The sequence below is a fragment of the Micromonospora sp. CPCC 205561 genome (assembly GCF_036906775.1).
Classification (GTDB): Bacteria; Actinomycetota; Actinomycetes; order Mycobacteriales; family Micromonosporaceae; genus Micromonospora.
In genome coordinates this window covers 68,887-86,331 of the sequence record NZ_JBAKHV010000006.1, presented here as the reverse complement: position 1 = coordinate 86,331, position 17,445 = coordinate 68,887, and the positions used below count along the sequence as shown (strand labels likewise).

General features: G+C 75.6%; 13 protein-coding genes and 2 pseudogenes. 2 read left to right on the top strand and 13 right to left on the bottom strand.

Annotated features, from left to right (window positions below; genetic code table 11):
• Nucleotides 1-66 precede the first annotated feature (66 nt).
• The 5 genes from V6V16_RS06375 to V6V16_RS06355 form a co-directional block, all read right to left on the bottom strand.
• Nucleotides 67-1,284 carry a bifunctional RNase H/acid phosphatase gene (locus V6V16_RS06375; RefSeq protein WP_334560371.1) on the bottom strand — a complete coding sequence of 406 codons (1,218 nt, stop codon included), beginning with the start codon at nt 1,282-1,284 and terminating at the stop codon, nt 67-69.
• Nucleotides 1,285-1,288: 4 nt separating this feature from the next.
• Nucleotides 1,289-2,026: a zinc ribbon domain-containing protein gene (locus tag V6V16_RS06370; RefSeq protein WP_334560369.1), complete on the bottom strand. Its 738-nt coding sequence runs from the start codon at nt 2,024-2,026 to the stop codon at nt 1,289-1,291.
• Nucleotides 2,016-2,852 (bottom strand): Nif3-like dinuclear metal center hexameric protein, encoded by an 837-nt coding sequence (locus V6V16_RS06365; RefSeq protein WP_334560512.1) that lies wholly within the window; start codon nt 2,850-2,852, stop codon nt 2,016-2,018. The genes V6V16_RS06370 and V6V16_RS06365 overlap by 11 nt, the downstream gene beginning before the upstream one ends.
• Nucleotides 2,853-3,036: 184 nt before the next feature.
• Nucleotides 3,037-3,609, bottom strand: coding sequence for a flavoprotein (locus tag V6V16_RS06360; RefSeq protein WP_334560366.1), 573 nt, complete (start codon nt 3,607-3,609; stop codon nt 3,037-3,039).
• A gap of 16 nt (nt 3,610-3,625) precedes the next feature.
• The gene (locus V6V16_RS06355; protein WP_334560363.1) at nt 3,626-4,855 is read right to left on the bottom strand and encodes a helix-turn-helix domain-containing protein; all 1,230 of its coding nucleotides are present in this window, start codon (nt 4,853-4,855) and stop codon (nt 3,626-3,628) included.
• A 243-nt stretch (nt 4,856-5,098) separates the two neighbouring features.
• On the opposite strand from V6V16_RS06355, the gene V6V16_RS06350 reads away from it, so the two are divergent.
• Complete coding sequence (locus tag V6V16_RS06350; RefSeq protein ID WP_334560361.1) at nt 5,099-5,770, top strand: bifunctional DNA primase/polymerase; 672 nt, start codon at nt 5,099-5,101, stop codon at nt 5,768-5,770.
• Between the two features lie 244 nt (nt 5,771-6,014).
• On the opposite strand, the gene V6V16_RS06345 is transcribed toward V6V16_RS06350, so the two are convergent.
• The 5 genes from V6V16_RS06345 to V6V16_RS06325 all read right to left on the bottom strand — a co-directional run bounded on the left by V6V16_RS06345 (nt 6,015) and on the right by V6V16_RS06325 (nt 12,290).
• Nucleotides 6,015-6,737 (bottom strand): FAD:protein FMN transferase, encoded by a 723-nt coding sequence (locus tag V6V16_RS06345; RefSeq protein WP_334560509.1) that lies wholly within the window; start codon nt 6,735-6,737, stop codon nt 6,015-6,017.
• 76 nt (nt 6,738-6,813) lie between these two features.
• On the bottom strand, nt 6,814-7,407 hold the full coding sequence (locus V6V16_RS06340; protein WP_334560359.1) for an FMN-binding protein: 594 nt from the start codon (nt 7,405-7,407) through the stop codon (nt 6,814-6,816).
• A gap of 10 nt (nt 7,408-7,417) precedes the next feature.
• Complete coding sequence (locus tag V6V16_RS06335) at nt 7,418-8,839, bottom strand: ferredoxin reductase family protein (RefSeq protein WP_334560358.1); 1,422 nt, start codon at nt 8,837-8,839, stop codon at nt 7,418-7,420.
• The gene (locus V6V16_RS06330; RefSeq protein WP_334560355.1) at nt 8,836-10,215 is read right to left on the bottom strand and encodes a DUF1501 domain-containing protein; all 1,380 of its coding nucleotides are present in this window, start codon (nt 10,213-10,215) and stop codon (nt 8,836-8,838) included. The genes V6V16_RS06335 and V6V16_RS06330 overlap by 4 nt, the downstream gene beginning before the upstream one ends.
• Nucleotides 10,216-10,223: 8 nt before the next feature.
• The gene (locus V6V16_RS06325) at nt 10,224-12,290 is read right to left on the bottom strand and encodes a DUF1800 domain-containing protein (RefSeq protein WP_334560353.1); all 2,067 of its coding nucleotides are present in this window, start codon (nt 12,288-12,290) and stop codon (nt 10,224-10,226) included.
• Between the two features lie 453 nt (nt 12,291-12,743).
• Here V6V16_RS06325 and V6V16_RS06320 point away from each other — a divergent pair, with 453 nt between their 5' ends.
• Nucleotides 12,744-13,001, top strand: coding sequence for a DUF3040 domain-containing protein (locus V6V16_RS06320; RefSeq protein WP_334560351.1), 258 nt, complete (start codon nt 12,744-12,746; stop codon nt 12,999-13,001).
• 28 nt (nt 13,002-13,029) lie between these two features.
• On the opposite strand, the gene V6V16_RS06315 is transcribed toward V6V16_RS06320, so the two are convergent.
• The 3 genes and pseudogenes from V6V16_RS06315 to V6V16_RS27880 form a co-directional block, all read right to left on the bottom strand.
• Nucleotides 13,030-14,031 (bottom strand): SWIM zinc finger family protein, encoded by a 1,002-nt coding sequence (locus V6V16_RS06315; RefSeq protein ID WP_334560349.1) that lies wholly within the window; start codon nt 14,029-14,031, stop codon nt 13,030-13,032.
• Nucleotides 14,028-16,715, bottom strand: a pseudogene (locus V6V16_RS06310) (DEAD/DEAH box helicase); the annotation flags it as partial. The pseudogene V6V16_RS06310 and the gene V6V16_RS06315, both read right to left, overlap by 4 nt.
• Before the next feature lie 114 nt (nt 16,716-16,829).
• A pseudogene (locus V6V16_RS27880) lies at nt 16,830-17,297 on the bottom strand (ATP-dependent helicase); the annotation flags it as partial.
• Between the last annotated feature and the right edge of the window lie 148 nt (nt 17,298-17,445).

Genomic DNA, 17,445 nt, shown 5'->3' with positions numbered 1-17,445 from the left:
GCGGGCCGGACGCGCGGGCGCCGCGCCGGCCGGCAGGCGCGGGCGGGACCGGGCCGCCGCCCGGGCTCAGAGGGCGGCGAGGTGCGCGGTGTCGTTGACGGAGCGGACCGCGACGCCGCCGTCGGGCCAGGTGTCGAGCACCGAGATGCCGGCGGGGTCGAGGAAGAGCCGGTGCAGGAGGGCGTCGCCGGCCGCGAGCGCGTCGCGCAGCACCAGCTTGATCGGCGAGACGTGCGAGACCACCACCACGGTCTCTCCCGGGTACGCCCGGCACAGCCCGTCGACGGCGCGGCGGCAGCGCTCGGCGACGTCGACGAACGACTCGCCGCCCGGCGGGGCCACCCGGGTCGAGGCGAGCCAGGCGTCCAGCTCCCCCGGCCACTCCTGGCGGACCTCGGCGAAGGTGCGCCCCTCCCAGGCCCCGAAGTCGCACTCGACCAGGTCGTCCTCGCGGCGCACCGGCACCCCGCCGAGCGCTCCGGCGATCGCCTCGGCGGTCGCCGTACACCGGGACAGGGGGGAGCTGACCACGGCAGCGACGGACGGGGCCAGCCCGGCCACCCGGGCGGCCGTGGCCCGCGCCTGGGCCCGGCCCCGCCCGGAGAGGGGCACGTCGCCGCGGCCGGAGTAGCGGCGCTGCTCGGTGAAGGCCGTCTCGCCGTGCCGGACCAGGATCAGCCGGGTGGCGGTAAAGCTCGGCCGCGGCTCCCAGGAGGCGGGGGCGGTGGCCGGGTCGGTGCCGGAGGTCGTCGCCGACGCCGCGCGGGCGGCCGCCTCGCGGGCCCTCGCCCGGGCCGGCGAGTCGGCGCCGGCCACCTCGCGCGCGGGCTCCACGACGCGCGGCGGCTCGACGGCGGACCGGGCGGGCGCCCGGCCGGCGGCGTCCATGGCGGCGTTGGCGAGGGCGTCGGCGTGCCGGTTGCGGTCCCGGGGGATCCAGGCGAACCGGACGGCGGCGAAGCGGGCCGCGAGCCCGGCGGCCTGTGCGGCGAGCGGACGCAGCCCGGGGTGCTTGATCTGCCAGCGGCCGGACATCTGCTCGACCACCAGCTTCGAGTCCATCCTGGCCTCGACCTCGGCGGCGCCCAGCTCGGCGGCGGCCTCCAGGCCGGCGATCAGCCCCCGGTACTCGGCGACGTTGTTGGTGGCGACGCCGATCGACTCGCTCCGCTCGGCCAGCACCTCGCCGGTGTCCGCGTCGCGGACCACGGCGCCGTAGCCGGCCGGGCCGGGATTGCCCCGGGCCCCGCCGTCGGCCTCGACGACGACCACACGCGGCGCCACGGGTCTACAGGCCGGACTCGTTGGTGCGCACCATGATCCGCCGGCAGTCCTCGCAGCGGACGACCTCGTCGGGGGCCGTCTTGCGGATCCGGGCCACGTCGGCGCCGGAGAGCTCCAGTCGGCAGCCGCCGCACCGGCCGGCGGTCAGCAGCGCCGCGCCGAGCCCGGTGTCCTCGCGGATCTTGTCGTAGAGCCGCACCAGGTCGGCCGGAAGGTCGCTCGCGAGGGGCTGGCGGGCGCCCTGCTTGAACTCCTCCTCCTTGGCGATCTCGGCCAGGCTCTCGTCGCGGCGCCGCTCGGTGGCGTCGCGCCGCTCGCGGATCTCGGCGAGCCGCTTCTCGACGCCGTCGAGCACGCCCTGGGCGGTCTCCCGCTGTTCCATCAGCTCCAGCTCGGCGTCCTCCAGGTCGCCCTGGCGGCGGTTGAGCGAGACCAGCTCGTGCTGGAGGGCCTCCAGCTCCCGGGCCGGGCCGGTGCCGGCGGCGAGCCGGTCCTCGTTCTTGGACTTGCGCGCCCGCACCTGGTCGACGTCCTTCTCCAGGCGGGCGATGTCCCGGTCCAGGTCGTCGACGGCCACCTGGGCGCGGACCCGCTCGTCCTCGAGCGCGGAGAGCTCCCGGGCCAGCGCGTCCAGCTCGGCCCGCTCCGGCAGCGACCGGCGGCGGTGGGCGAGCTGGGCGAGGGAGGTGTCGATCGCCTGGAGGTCGAGCAGGCGGCGCTGGACCTGGGGGTCAGCCTTCACGTCGGGGCTCCTTGTCGTCCACCGCGGGTGGGGCGGCGTGTACGGTCCACGGGTCGGTGGCCAGGTCGGACACCAGCGTCTCGACACCCGTCGCCTCCCGCAGGAGGGCGGCCAGGTCGTCCAGCCACGGTCGTTCCGTCGCCCAGTGGGCGGCGTCGAGCAGGGCCGGGCCGTCGGCGGCGAGGTGCTCGCCGGCCGGGTGGTGGCGCAGGTCGGCGGTGAGGAACGCGTCCGCCCCGGCCGCGGTCGCGTCGGCGAGGAAGCCGTCCCCCGCGCCGCCGCTGACCGCGAGGGTACGAACCATACGCCCGGGATGCCCGGCGGCGCGAACTCCCGAGGCGGTGGCGGGCAGCACCGCGGCGGCGTGCCGGGTCAGCTCCGCCAGGGTCATCGGCTCCGGCAGCTCGCCGACCCGGCCGATGCCCCGGCCGCCGCCGTGCGCCGGCGCGCCGGGGGCGGGCCGGTGCAGCGGGCGCAGCCCGGTCAGCCCGAAGCGGGCGGCGAGGGCGTCGGAGACCCCCGGGTCGGCCACGTCGGCGTTGGTGTGCGCGACGTACAACGCCACGTCGGACTTGATGAGCCGGTGGACGATCCGGCCCTTGAAGGTCGTGGGAGCCACCGAGGAGACGCCGCGCAGCAGCAGCGGGTGGTGGGCGACGATCATGTCGGCGCCGGCGTCGAGCGCCTCGGCGACCGTCTCGGGCACCACGTCGACCACGCAGAGGATCCGGCGCACCGGGGCAGCCGGCTCGCCGAGCACCAGCCCGACCCGGTCCCAGTCCTCCGCCCAGGCCGGCGGATAGCGCCGCTCCAGCTCGGCGACCACGTCGGCCACGGTCGGCGGGACTGCGTTGGTGCTCACGGCGGGCCAGCTTACCGGCGCGGGCCGTACCCGGGGGCGTCGCCCACCGGCGCGACGGCGTGTCCCGACCCGCGCTCCGGCGCGCCGCGGCGTGCGGAAGGGTCCCTCGCGGACGCCGGGCGCGCGCGAGGGACCCTTGGCGCGCGCGTCAGGCGACGCGGCAGAGCCGGTCCCGTACGGCGGCCAGGCCCATGGCCCAGGGGAAGGCGTGCAGGTGGCGCTCGCCCGTGCCGGGCGGGTGCAACGGGTAGACGTGGTCGCCGAAGAGCACCGTCACCCCCCACTCGACGAGCCGGTCGATGCCCGCCCGGAAGGCCGGGTGGGTCGCCATCGCCGCGTTGGTGTAGGGCACGGCCACCACCGGCACGCCCAGGCCCTGCCCCTCCACCAGCAGCCCCAGGGCGAGCGTGTCGGTGATCCCGGCCGCCCACTTGTTGACGGTGTTGACCGTCGCCGGGCAGACGATCATCGCGTCGGCCGGCGGCAGCACGTCGAGATCACCCGGATTCTTGTAGTGGGTGCGGACCGGATGACCGGTCTGCCGGGCCAGCGCGGCCCGGTCGACGAACTTCGCGCCGTCCGGCGTGGTGACCACGCAGACGTCCCAACCGTCCTGGTGGGCCAGCTCGACGAGTCGGCCGACGTCGCGGGCCAGCGGCGAACCGCAGGCGATGACGTAGAGCACCTCGCGGCGCTCGCTGGTCGGATGCGGGCCGGCCATCAGGCCGCCTCCGCGCTCATACCCCTACTCCCATGTGCTCAGCCAACTCCGCAATCGGAGAAGGCGGCGCACCACGTGTGCGACGCAGGATGTCGGACATCACCTCGTGGGCGATCGGCCGGCAGCGGATCTCCGACGGGGCGAGGCGGTCGCCGCGCAGCAGCATCTCGCCGGCGTTGGCGACGTCGCCGATCTGGGCGAAGCCCCGGGCGATGTCGAGCAGGTGGTGTGCCCGGCGCTCGGGCAGCAGCGCGCTGAAGGCCGGCTCCTGGATGCGCTGCTGGTGCACCTCCACCGCCCGGCCCCCGTCGCCCAGCTCGACCGCCGCCGCCGCCCGGTGCAGTTCCACGTTGGTCGGCCCGAACGAGGTCCAGTAGTGGTTCTGGTCGCCGCCGAGCAGGTTGGCCGCCTCCTGCGCGCCGCCGATGAGGTCGTCGACCGAGGCGGAGTCGCCGATCCGGGAGGCGGCCATCGCCCCCTGGAGCAGCAGCATCCCGTAGACGGAGAGCAGCGCCGGGGAGGCCTCGTTGCCGCCGCCCGGGGCGAGCCGGTTGGCGATGGTGACGTTGAGTTCGAGGGCGGGGCGGGGCCGCCCCATGGCCACCAGCGCGTTGCAGACCCGGGTGGTGGCGATGCCGGCCAGCAGCGGGTCGTCGGCGCGCTGGGCGACCGCCATCGAGCGGTCGGCGGCCAGCCACGCCAGTTCGCACTCGCCCAGCTTGCGCAGCACCGACGAGGCGATCTGGTAGACCTGCCCGAGCAGGTGGGCCGCCTCGCGGGCCTGGCCGCCGCCGGAGCCGGCGTCGGCCGCCTGGGCGTCGCGCAGCAGCTTCGGCAACGCCCGGGTCAGCATCCCGTAGCGGCCGTACTGGTAGGTGAGCCAGGCGTGGTTCACGGCCTTGCGCATGTCGGTCAGCGGCGGGGGGAACGGCGCGGCGTCGAAGTACGCGCTCATCGAGTCGTACCGCTCCAGGGCCGCCCGGATCTCCTGCACCTCGATCTGGTCGATGCAGTTCAACGCGTCCGTACGCCGCTCCGGGTCCTTGCCGAGCAGCAGCTGCACGTCGACCTGGAGGATGTCGGCGATCTCGTAGAGGACGGAGAACTTGTCCAGCCGGCGTACGCCGCGCTCGACCTTGTCCACCCAGCTCTTCGACTTGCCCAGCCGGTCGGCGAAGACCTGCTGCGACATCTTGCGCCGCCCCCGCCAGTAGGCCACCCGCCGCCCGATGGGCAGTTCGTCCATCTCCCGGTCCCTCCCCTGTGCCAATCCGGCCGGGTGGCCGGCCGTTCCGTCCGGGTGCGGCGGTCCGCTCGCCTTCAGGTTTTCGCTGGTCGCACAGCATGTACGTCAGTCGTACAGCTGGTCCTCGTAGTTTCGTGCAAGTTGCATCAGCCGTTCGTCAACTCAACGATCGCGGGTTACGGCAGTGACGGGCTCGACAGGCGACCCGGGCACCCGGTGGGGTCCGGCGAGGGGAGATGGCACATGTGGGGAAACGTCGCGCCGCGCGTCGTCCAACTCTCCCCGTTGGAGCGGGTGCGGCTGCGCCGGGTGGCCGTACGGTACGCCCTGCACGGCTGGGACGTCACCCCGGGCGCGTGCCTCGCCCGCAGCCGCTTCGTCTGCGGGCGCGCCGGCTGCCCGACGGTCGGCTGCCACCCCGCCCTGGAGAACTGGGAGCACGCGGCGAGCGCCGACCCGGCCCGGGTGGCGACCTGGTGGCGGGACAGACCGCACGGCGTGCTGCTGCCCACCGGCCGGGCGTTCGACGTGCTGGAGGTGCCCACGCACCTCGGCCGGCACGTGCTGGACGCGGTCCGCACGCACCCGGCCGGCGTCGGCGTACGCGGGCCGGTGCTGGTGACCCCGACCGGCCGCTGGATGTTCCTGGTCCGCCCCGGCGACCCGCTCCGCCCCGAACTCGACCACTGTTTCCACGTGGTCCGGCACGGCCCCGGCTCGTGGATCCCGGCCCCGCCGACCCGGCTGCCGGAGGGGCCCGTCCGCTGGGCGGTCGCGCCCGAACAGGCCCGCTGGCAACTGCCCGACTCCTATCTGGTGCAGAACACGCTGATCGACGCCCTGCGGGCCAACGGGGTCACGGTCACCTCCGACCTCTTCCCCGGGCACCTGCCGCTGCCCCGCCGGGGCATGTGAGGGCGCACCGGCAGCGACGCCGGAGGGTCGGCGCTCGTTGAGCACGGCGACGGCGCGTCGCGCCGGGAGCGGGGGTTACATGTCCACCGACGACACCACGCGCCAGCCGGGCGGGGCCGAGCCCCCGCCGCGGCACCACCGGCCACGCCGGCGCTGGCCGACCACCCGGCCGGTGGGCTCCCGCCCGGGCCGCCCCCGCCCCGTCGGCTCCCGCCCCGCCACCAGCCGCCCCTTCCGCTGACCGTCAGCCGGCCAGGGGCAGTGCGGCGGAGTGCAGCAGGCGGGCGTCGTCGGTGACGACCGCGTGCTGGTGGTCGGGAAGCCTGTCGAGCCAGCCGATGCCGGCGGGACCCATCGCGACCGCCGCGGTGGCGTAAGCGTCGGCCAGCCCGAGGTCCGGCCCGACCACGGTGACCGAGCGCAGCCCCCGGGCCGGTGCGCCCCGGCGCGGGTCGAGCACGTGGTGGCCGCGCTCGTAGACGCCGGAGGTGGCCACGGCCAGGTCCGTGCCGGCGAGCACCAGGCAGGTGGCCATGGCGTCCCACGGGTGCCGGACGCCGATCCGCCAGGGGCCGCCGGACGACGCGTGGCCACGTACCCGCACGTCTCCGCCGGCGTTGAGGCAGTGGTTCGCCGCGCCGGCGGCGAGCAGCCGGTCCGAGGCGACCTGCACCGCCCAGCCCTTGACGTAGCCGGACGGGTCGAGCCGCCCGGTCGCGTACGCGTCGAAGAAGCCGTCGGTGGCGCCCCACAGGTCGGCGCAGCGCGCCAGCACGGCCCGCAGGTCGGCGCCGGCAGCGGCAGGTGACAGCTCGCCCCGGTCGACGCGGCACACCTCGCTGTCGGCCCGGTACGTGCTGAACCGGGCGTCCACCTCGCGCAGCCAGGCGAACACGCCCTCGGCCAGCTCGGCCAGCTCGACGGCGGGCAGGTCGTCGGCGAGGTCCAGGCTGATGGCGGTGCCCATCACCTGCTCGACCCGGCGCAGCCCGGGCCGGACCACCGGCGCGGTCCCCCGGGGCGCCGCCGCCGAGGCGGGCACGTCAGTTCGCCCGGTCGATCGCGGCCTGCAGCGACCGCTTGTACGAGGTGCTGGTGGCGGTGGCCCCGGAGACGGTGTCCACGGCGGCGCTCTGCCGCTGCACCACCAGCCCGGAGCTGCCGCTGTAGCGGCCGTCGACCTGCTCGCTGCGCTGGTCGGACTGGGCGGTCTCCTCAGGCAGCTCCAGCGCCACCACGTCGACGATCCGCGTGCCGCGGAGCGTGATCTGCACCTGGACGTTGCCGTACTCGTTCTCCACCACCGGGCCGGTCACCGTGCGGGTGGTCGGCGCCGGCGGCGGCTTGGTGGTGGTACGCGGGGCGGACGGCGCCCGGCTGCTGGCGGAGGGCCGGCTCGCCGGGGCGCGGGTGGCGGTGCGGCTGGGACGGGGGGTCGCGGTGCCGCCGGCGCGAGACGGCGCCACGGAGCGGTCGGCGTCGGCCGGGGCCGGACCGGCCGACGCGGGGACGACCGGCGGACGCCCGGTCGGCAGGTCCTGGGCGACCTGGGCGGTGGTGCCCGGCGAGCCCTTCAGCACCACCATGACGGTGGTGCTGGCCGCCAGGCCGGTGATCGCGAACAGGGCGCGGCGCATGCGTGCCTTCCTACAGCTCGAAGGTGGCGAGGTGGATCTGCCGGCGGGGCACGCCGGCCCGGCGGAGCACCCGGACCGACTGTTCGACGAGGCCGGGCGGCCCGCAGAGGTAGACGTCGCGCTTGGCCACGTCGGGCACCAGCCGGCGCAGCCCGTCCGGGCTCATCACCTGGCGCGGGCCGGGGTCGTCGCGGGAGCCGACGACGTACCAGATCGCGGTGTCCCGGGCCTCGGCGAGCCAGTCCAGCTCCCGTTGCAGCAGCACGTCGGCGGGGGTACGGGCGCGGTAGATCAGCGCGGCGCCGGGCGGCAGCTCCTCCAGCATCGCCCGGATGGGGGTGATCCCGCTGCCGCCGGCGATCAGCAGGGCCCGCTCCCGGGTCCGGTGGGCGGCGGTGAAGGTGCCCGACGGCCCCTCCGCCCAGACCCGGGTGCCCGCTTCGAGATCGCGCAGGCCGGCGGTGTGCGCGCCGACCACCTTGACGGTGAGCCGCAGCCAGCGGCCGTTGGTGGCGGCGGAGACCGAGAACGGGTGCGACTGCCACCAGCAGCCCCGGGTGAGGAAGCGCCAGCGGAAGAACTGCCCGCCGAGCAGTTCCAGCCGCTCCAGCCGGTCCCCGGTGAGGTAGATCGAGATGGTGTCCGGGCTCTCCGCCACCACGTCGGCCACCCGCAGCCGGTGCCGCAGGTTGAACGTCAGCGGCGCGACCACCCGGCCCCAGAGCAGGGCGGCGAGCACCAGCGCGTACATGGCGATCCAGCCGGTGCGCACCGGGCCGGGGCGGAACAGCTGCGCGCCGTTGCTGAACTGGTGGCCGAAGCCGAGCAGCAGCACCGCGTAGCTCGACAGGTGCAGGGCGTGCCACAGCTCGTAGGGCAGCGCCGTCCGGATCGCCCGGACGCTGGTGAGGCCGACCAGCACCAGGATGCCGGCGGCGGCGAACGCGGAGACCATGTCCTCGTGGTCGCGCAGCAGCACCCCGGCCTCGGTGAGCACGGAGTTGTCCTCCAGGTCGGCGTAGCCGACCAGGATCAGCGACACGTGCGCGAGCACCGCGACCAGCAGGGTGGCGCCGACGTCGCGGTGCCAGCGGGCGATCCGCTCGCCGCCGACCCAGTGTTCCAGCACCCGCAGGCGGCTCATCATCAGCACCTGCACGAGCAGCAGGTAGCCGGCGATCAGCCCGGTGATCCGGCCGGCGGCGGTGACCGTGGCGGCGGTGGACCGGAGCGAGCCGGCGGGGGTGTCCAGCCACCAGGGCAGCACGCTGGCGAGCAGTCCGCCGACGAGCAGCACGGCCAGCAGCCGCCGGCCGCCGGGTCCGCGACGCGGCGGCACCAGCGGGCGTACGTCCGCAGCCGACCGGCCGCCGTGCCGGGACGAGGTCGTCCCGGTGCGGCGGCCGGCGGCGTGGGCGCGCGGGTAGGTCACGCGTACAGCTTCATCGGGGTGTACTTCTGCCGGGGGAAGATCTTGTCCACCTCCGCGTTGGTGAGCCCGAAGCGACCCTGCGCGACGGCTCCGTAGACGTTGAACATGTTGTTGTACTCGGGAACGTCGCCGGAGTCCAGGTCGTCCAGGCCGTTCCAGGTGCCCAGCAGCGAGCCGGCGAGCTTGCGACCGGAGAGCAGGGTGACCACCCCGCCGTGGCCGTGGTCGGTGCCGCCGCCGTTGGAGGCGACCCGCCGACCGAACTCGCTGGAGACCATGATGGTCACGTCGGCCGACCGCTCCCCCAGGTCGGTGAAGAACGCCGCCATGGCCCTGGCCAGCTCGTTGAGCCGCCGGTGCAGCTGGCCGCCGTCGCGGGTGCCCTGGTTCTCGTGGGTGTCGTAGCCGCCCATCCCGACGGTGGCGACACGGACGTTCGCCCCGCCCTTGATGAGCTGGGCGAGCTGCTGGAACGCGTAGCCGACGCCCTCGTACTCGACGCCCTCGGCCGGCTGGTACGGCTTCGCGGCGAGGCGCTGCGCGGTGGCCAGCGCGCCGAGGCCGTCGTGCACGGCCTCCTGCACCGGGTGGTTGATCCCGGTGAAGAGTCCCTTGATCGCCTTCTCCGTCGCGGCCCGGTACCGGTCGTCGCCGTTGAGCCGCAGCGAGCCGACGCTGTTGAGCGAGAGCGCGCCGTTGTTACCGACCAGCGACCGGGGCAGCGTGCTGCCGATGCCGACGCTGCGGAACGCGGTCCCGGTGCCGAGCGTGTCGACCAGGCTGTCCAGCCAGCCCCGGCCGCCGGTCTGGTTCGGCAGGCCGCCGAGGTTGCAGGCGTCCGCGGCCTGGAAGTGGCTGCGGGACAGCCGCTCGTCGGAGACCGCCGGGATGAAGCCGAGGTTGCCGCTCTTGAGCCACCGCTCCAGCGGCTTGAAGGCGCTGGTGAGCTTGAAGCCGCGCCCCACCGCCAGGGAGTCGTCGGCGAGCAGCAGGTCGGGGCGGGCCTTGGCGAGCACCGGGTCGTCGGCCGGCGCGACGAGGCTCAGACCGTCCAGCCCGCCGTAGAGGAAGACGTGGATCAGGGTGCCGGTCTTGGTGGCCGCGAACGAGGCCGAGGTGGTGACGAACTGGGCGGTCGCGAGCGCGGTCGCGGTGGCGGCGGCGCCGGCCACGAAGGTCCGCCGGGTGACGCCGCGACCGTCCTGCTGGGCCTCCTCCAGGTCCTCCAGCCGCCGGTAGCGGTCGGCCTCGGCGGCGTTCTCGGCGGCGACGATGTCGGCCTCCGCCCGCAGCAGCGCCTCGGCCGGGTCGTCGGCCAGCCGCCGCAGGTCGGGGCATTCGGGGTGCAGGGGGAACGTGTGCACAGTCTTCTCCATCGGGTGCCTCACCGGAGGTGGTGCTGGGGGGAAGCGAGGATCGCCCGCGCGACTGCGGTGACGGCCCCGCCGAACGTGGCGTCGACCTTGTCGCCGGCGGAGACGCCGGCCACGCCGAGGATCAGGGCTCGTTCCCTGGTGCTCAGCTTCTGGCCCACCAGCCGCAGGGACAGCGCGTCCACGTACGCCCCGGCCGTGGCCGGCGGCCGGGCCACCAGCTTCTCGGCGGGCGTGTAGGTGAAGACGGTGCGCCGGCCGGCGAGCAGCTCGCCCGCCTCGTTCCAGCCGTTGACCATCGTGCCGGCGGAGGTCCAGGCCGGGTAGACGTCCGGGTAGCCGTCCGGGGTGGGCTGGCCCATCGGGTACTGGCCCAGCTCGCGCATCTTGTCGTGGATCTGGCGCAGCCCCCGCGAGTACGGGGTGCGCTTGTTGTCGCCGTTGTCGTGCTTCGGCGAGGCCTGCGGCGACACGCCCAGGGAGCGGTAGGTGGCGACCAGGTACTCCATCGGACGGCGCACCTTCTGCCCCACGGCCGCCCAGAACTCCGAGGAGCTGAAGAGCGTCATCAGCACCGGCTTGATCATGCCCTTGTTGGTGCTGTACGTCTTCGCCAGCCGCTCCACGAGGGACTTCGGCGGGGTGTCCGAGACGAACCGGGTGGCGAGGCTCTGCGCCACGTACTTGGCGGTGGACGGGTGCAGCGCGATGTACGTCAGGTACGCGTCGATGGCCGCCTCGGCCTTCTTCGGGTCCTTGGAGTTGTTCGCGTGCGTGAAGCCGAGGACCTTCACCTTGCCGACGTAGTGCCGCTCGGGGCGGAACACGTACTTGCCGTCGTTGACCCCCCGGCCGGTCTGGAGCAGGGCCGCCTGCCGTACGTCCTTCTCGGTGTATCCGCCGTCGACGCCCACCGAGTAGAGCTCCAGGTTCTCCCGGGCCAGGTTCTCGTTGACCGCGTCGGCGCGGGAGTCGTTCTGGTTCAGGTAGAGCAGCAGCGCCGGATGCCGGTTGGCGGCGAGCAGCATCTCCGGGTAGCTGCCGAGGGCGTGCGCCCGGACGACGTCCCGGTCGAAGGACGCGCGGTACACCTCGCCGCCGTCGAAGTCGGCGGCGACGTGCAGGAAGTCGTTCCAGAAGTCGACCATCACCTCGAAGAGCTGCCGGTCCGACCAGATCTGCCGGGCGACGGTGGCGTCCACCATCTCCTTCTCCGGGTGCGCGCCGCGCTCGTTGAGCTGGTCGCGCTGCTCGCGCAGCTGTGCCGTGCTCATCTTCAGCGTCGGCAGCTCGGCGAGCTTCAGCTCCGCCCGGGTCGGGGCGATCTTCTCGGGGTCGAGCTGCCAGCGCAGCCAGCCGTCGATGCCCCGCTCCTTGATCTCGGCGACGACCCGCGGGGTGGCGCCGAAGGTGGCCCGCCGGGCCAGGTGCAGGACCGGGTCCTTGGCGAGCACCGTCTTCACGGTCACCTTGGTCTCCGCGGCGGCGGCCGCCGGCCCGGAGAAGGTCCGACCGCCGGCCGGGGCGTTCTTCTTCAGCGCCTCACCGGCCCGGGAGCCCATGTAGCTCTCGTTCTGCTCGGTGTAGGTGCGCACCGTGCTCGGCTGCTGTCCGCTCGGGCGGGCGGGGGTGCCGTCGGTGACGGTGGTGCCGGTCGCGTCGCCGGCCACCGCGTCGTCGCCGAAGAGGCTGCGGATCTGCGGGGTCATCGCCAGCGCGGCGCCGCCGGCGACCACGGCCGCGGTGCCGCCGAGGGCCGCCAGCGCCTTGCGGCGGCCGACCCGGCGGCCCGGGTCGCCGTCGTCGTCCAGGTTGGGCAGTCCGGCGCCGGCCGCGGGCGCGACGGGCTGCCGCGCGAAGCCGTCCGGGCCCACCCACTGCGGCCCGCGCGCCCCCGGGTGCCCGGCGTGCGCGTACCGCGGGTCCACCGGCTGCCCACCCGGGTGCTGCCGGGGCGCCTCGTAGCCGTACGGGGAAGGGGTGTGGCTGTCGCGGTGTCCGTCGACGGCGGGGTGCTGACGTCCGTCCCAACCGCGGTCGTCCCGCGGTCGACGCGGTGGCACATTCTGGTCGGCCATGTACCAATCCGTTTCTGCTGCGCCGCTACGACTGCCACCTGGCACGGGGATGCAGGTGCGGCGACTGATGCCTGAGGGGGTTGCACCGGAAGGTAATGAAGCGTTCAGGTGCCATCAAGCAGCACCGGAAGCCCTCCCGAGGGCACTTAAGGCGCCGCTCAGCGCGGACCGGCGCCGGCACCGGGTCGCCCGGGCGGGCACGGACCTCGCGAGCAGGGCGTACGCGGCACGGGCCGGGTCGGACGCGGCGATTCCGGCCGATCCGGCGTGGGCCGTCGACTTCATCGCCAAAGACAAATTTAAGGTGCGACTAAGGCTGCGCTGAGGTGTCCACCGCCGCCGGGACCCCGGGTCGGGCCGGAGCGCAGCCGCAAAGTAGCAGCAGGACGGGAGCGTGAGCCGCCACCGCAGCGGGTATGCCGCCGGACCGCTGAACACGTGAGGGGAAGGCACATGCTCAGCAAAGAGGATCAGCGCAGGTTCGAGCAGATCACCCGACAGCTCCGGGAGAGTGATCCGGCGTTCTTCGCCCGGCTCGACTACCGGGCCCGGGCCCGTCGCGGCCGCTGGCTGATGCTGTTGACCATCGTGCTGTGGGCCTCGCTGCCGGCGATGACCGTGCTGGCCGGGCGACTGGCCGGGGCCATCTGCGCGGTGGTGCTGGTGGCCAACGCCGCGATCATGTGGCGGTTCCGCCGCCGTTGGCTGTGACCCGCGCGCCCACGCCGCCGCGGCGGCGCTACCGGCCGAGGAGCCGGTACGCCCGCCGCAGCCGCTCGACCAGGCCGGGCCCGCCGATGGCGGGAGCCGGCGCGCCGAGCTGCCGCAGCAGCAGGTCCGGTCCCGTCGCCAGGCTCGGCGGCCGGTCGGGCAACGGCACGGGCGGTACCCAGAAGCGGTCGACCGCCTCGGCGAGCGGCACCGGCGGCAGGCCGGCGAGCGCCCGCGCCGACCCCACCACCGGGACGTCCGGACCTCGGGTCTCCGGGGGCGGCGGGGTGGCGGCGGGGGCCGGACAGTCTCCGGCGCCGGGGTGTCCCTCGCGGGTCCGCCGGGCGCCCGGGTCCCCGGCCGGCCCGCTGCCGGCCGGTTCCGGCTGCTCCCCGTCGGCTCCGCCGCCCGCCGCCCGCAGGACGCGCAGCCGGTCGAGCAGCCCCACCCGGCTGCGGCCCCGCCAGTGCAGCAGCTGGAACGGGTCGGCGTCGAACGCCTCGGCCAGCAGGTAGAAGGTGGCCGCGAGGTGCTTGCAGGGGACGGCGAAGTCGGGGCAGCTGCACCGCTGGCGAAGCTCCGCCATCCCGGCGGGGAAGAGCGGGGCGCCGGTCGCCGCGAACAGCTGCTCCAGTTCCGGGGGCAGGTCGCCGGCGAGCAGCCGGGCGCTGAAGAACGCCTGGGCGGCCAGCTCCGCCTCGACGCGGGCCCAGAGTTCCGCCGGGAACGGGGTCAGCGCGATGGTCACCTCGTACGGCTGCGCACGCGAGCCCTGCACCACGGCGCTGACCGTGCCGGGCGCGACCTCCAGGCTGACCACCTGGCCGGCCCGAGCGTACGACCGGCCGCGGGTCAGCCGGGTGCCGAGGGCGAAGGACTCCAGCACCTCGAGGAAGCGCCGGGACCACCAGGAGCGGCCGATGGCGCCCCGGGTGCTGCGGGCCCTCAGCCCGCCGTCGACCCGCCGCGGCCGGCCGTAGTCGGCGAACCCGCCGGTGGGCCGGGCGTCGGGCTCCGGCTGCCCGTTCACTCCACCACCGCCCCGGCCTCCAGGGCGAACAGCTCGCGCAGCCGCGCCGTGGAGAGCTCGGTGACCCACTGCTCCCCGGTGCCGACCACGGAGGCGGCGAGGCTGCGCTTGTCGGCGATCAGCGCCGCCACCTTCTCCTCCACCGTGCCGGCACAGACGAACTTGCGGACCTGGACGCGGCGCCGCTGGCCGATCCGGAACGCCCGGTCGGTGGCCTGGTCCTCGACGGCCGGGTTCCACCACCGGTCGACGTGCACCACGTGGTTGGCCTCGGTGAGGGTGAGCCCGGTGCCGCCGGCCTTCAGCGACAGCACGAAGACCGGCGGCCCCTGCGCGGACTGGAACCGGGTCACCATGGCGTCCCGGTCGGCCTTGCCGACGCCGCCGTGCAGGAAGAGCACCTCGCGGCCGAACCGCGCCGACAGGTGGCCGCGCAGCATGCCGCCGAACTCGGCGTACTGGGTGAAGAGCAGGGCCCGCTCCCCCGCCGCGAGGACCTCGTCCAGGATCTCCTCCAGCCGGGCCAGCTTGCCGGAACGGCCGGCCAGCGCCGAACCGTCGCGCAGCAGTTGCGCGGGGTGGTTGCAGACCTGCTTGAGCCGGGTCATGGCGGCCAGCACGAGCCCGCGCCGCTCGATGCCGTCGCTGGACTCGATGCGCGCCAGCATGTCGTCGACCACCGCCCGGTAGAGCGAGGCCTGTTCGGCGGTGAGGTTGCAGAGCACCTCCATCTCCAGCTTCTCGGGCAGGTCGGAGATGATCGAGGCATCGGTCTTGAGCCGGCGCAGCACGAACGGGCCGGTGATGCGGCGCAGCCGCTCGGCCGCCTCGGCGTCGCCGTGCCGTTCGATCGGCTCGGCGTAGCTCTTGCGGAAGCTCGCGGCCGGGCCCAGCAGGCCGGGGTTGGCGAACTGCATGATCGACCAGAGGTCGGCGAGCCGGTTCTCCACCGGCGTGCCGGTGACGGCGATCCGGTGCCGGGCGGGCAGCGCGCGGACCGCCTCCGCCTGCCGGGTGGCGGCGTTCTTGATCGCCTGGGCCTCGTCGACGACCACCCGGTGCCAGGCGATCCCGGCCAGGTCGACCGCGTCGCGCGCCGCGACCGAGTAGGTGGTGAGGACCAGGTCCGCGTCGTGCGCGGCCGTGCCGAACGCCGCTCCCCGCGCCCGCTCCGCGCCGTGGTGCACGTGTACGCGCAGCCCCGGCGTGAACCGGGCCGCCTCGCGTTGCCAGTTCCCCACCAGCGACATCGGGCAGACCAGCAGGGTCGGGCCGGCGTCCGGCGGGTCCCCGGCGAGCAGCGCCAGCAGCTGCACCGTCTTGCCGAGCCCCATGTCGTCGGCGAGCACGCCGCCGAGCCCGAGGGACTGTAGGAACGCCAGCCAGGCCAGCCCCCGCCGCTGGTACGGCCGCAGCGTGCCGCGGAAGGTGGCCGGCGGGTCCAGCGGGGTCAGCCGCCGCTCCACCGCCCCGGCGAGCAGATCGCCCAGCGCGCCGTCGGCGGCGACCTCCAGCACCGGCAACGCGTCCGGCTGCCCGGCGTCGGCCAGGCCCAGCCGGAGCAGGTCGGCGACGGTCAGCTCGCCGGAGGAGCGGAGCAGCCGCAGGCCGGCCGCGAGCCGCCGGGGGTCCAGCTCCACCCACTGGCCGCGCAGCCGCACCAGCGGGGTCTTCCGCGCGGCCAGCGCCGCCAGCTCCTCGGCCGTGAGCGGCTGGTCGCCGAGGGCCACCTCCCAGCGGTAGTCGACCAGGGCGTCCAGCCCCACCCCGGCGCCCGTGGCGGCGACGGTGCCCGGGGCGGTGCGGCTGCGGGCCTGCAACCGGGCACCGAGCCGCGACGACGGGCGCCGCCACCAGGAGGGCAGCAGCACGGCGAACCCGGCGGCGTGCAGCACCGGTGCGCCCTCGCGGAGGAACCGGTGCGCTCCCTCGACGTCCAGCTCCAGCGCCTCCGGCGTGGCCGTACGCAGCGCGGTGTCCAGTTCGGGCCAGAGCCGGCTGGCGCGGCCGAGTTCGGCGAGCAGCGTCTCCTGCGGGTCGTCGGCGCGCCCGCCCAGCCCGGCGACGGTCTCCGGTGCCCGCCAGACCCGTCCCGCGTCCACGTGCAGGCTCGGTTCGTCGGCCGCCTGGAGGCCGAACTCCACCCGCCACCGCCCGGCCGTCCCCACCGTGGCGGTCGGGTCGGCGGGCACCACGACGACCGGCTCGGTGACCTCTTCGGCGGGCGGCTCCACCAGGCGGAAGCTGGCCCGTACCGCGCCGCCGGCCGCGTCGCGCTGCCAGGCGTCCAGCTCGGCCCGGAGGGTGTCCAGCGCGGCCGGGTCGGCGGCGAAGTCCCGCACCGCGCCGGTCAGCGCGGCCAGCCAGGCCGGCACCGCGCCGTCCGGGCGTACGCCCCGGGCCAGCGCGGTCTCCGCCAGGGCCACCCGGACGGCGGCGTCGGTGAGCGCGTCGAGCGCGTCGGCCACCAGCGCGCCCGGGGCGTCGGCGGTGCCCGGGACGGACGGGTCGTGACCGGCCGTCGGGCCCGGCGGCGCGGATCGGCGCCCGGACGGGGTGCCTGCCCCCGGCGCGGGAGCGCCCGGCCCGACGGCGGCGCGGGCGGCGGGGGGCAGTGCCAGTGCCAGCGCCCGCGCCCAGCCGGCGTCGGTGCCGGTCAACAGCGGCCGCCACACCGCCCGGGCCCGGGCCGTCGTCGCGTCGCCGCCCGCCGGGCGGCGGCCGGCATCGCGCGCCGCCGGTCCCGGGTACGGCGCCGGAACCGGACCGTCGGAGGCGGCGGACAGCGGGGACGGGAGCGGCTCGGCGAGGCCGGGCAGGACCCGCCCCCGGGCCGCCAGGTCGAGCGCGAAGCCGGCGATCTCGGCGAGGTGGCGCAGCGTCGCGCCGGGCACGGCGGCCACCGCGTCGAGGCCACGCAGCAGGGACAGGGCGGCGTCGGGGGCGTACCGCAGGACGGGGACCCGCCACCCGGCGAGGGTGACCGAACCGCGGGCCGGGCCGGCGACGGCGGCGCGAACCAGTTCCGGGGAGTCCAGCGGCACGCCGGCCCGGGTGGGCAGGGCCAGCAGCGCCGTGCCGACGCCGGTCGGCTCGGCCACCCCGGCCAGCGCGGCGGCCAACGCCGGTTGGCCGGCGGCGAACGGGTGCGGCCGTTCCCGGGGCGCCCGGCCCGGCCGACGCGGCGGGTGGACCGGCGGCGTGCTGTCCTCGGCCCAGACGGCGAGCCCGGCAGCCGACCGCCAGACCCCGTGGACGACCAGCACGCGTTCCCCTCCCCCGCTACGACCTGGCGAGGATATCGGGCCGGAGCGGCCTGCCCCGGCGGGCACTCCGGCGCGCTCCGGCCGGCTGCCCGGCCGTCACCTCGCGGTTTCCGACCCGGCCCGACCCGACCGGCACCGCCCCTCTCCG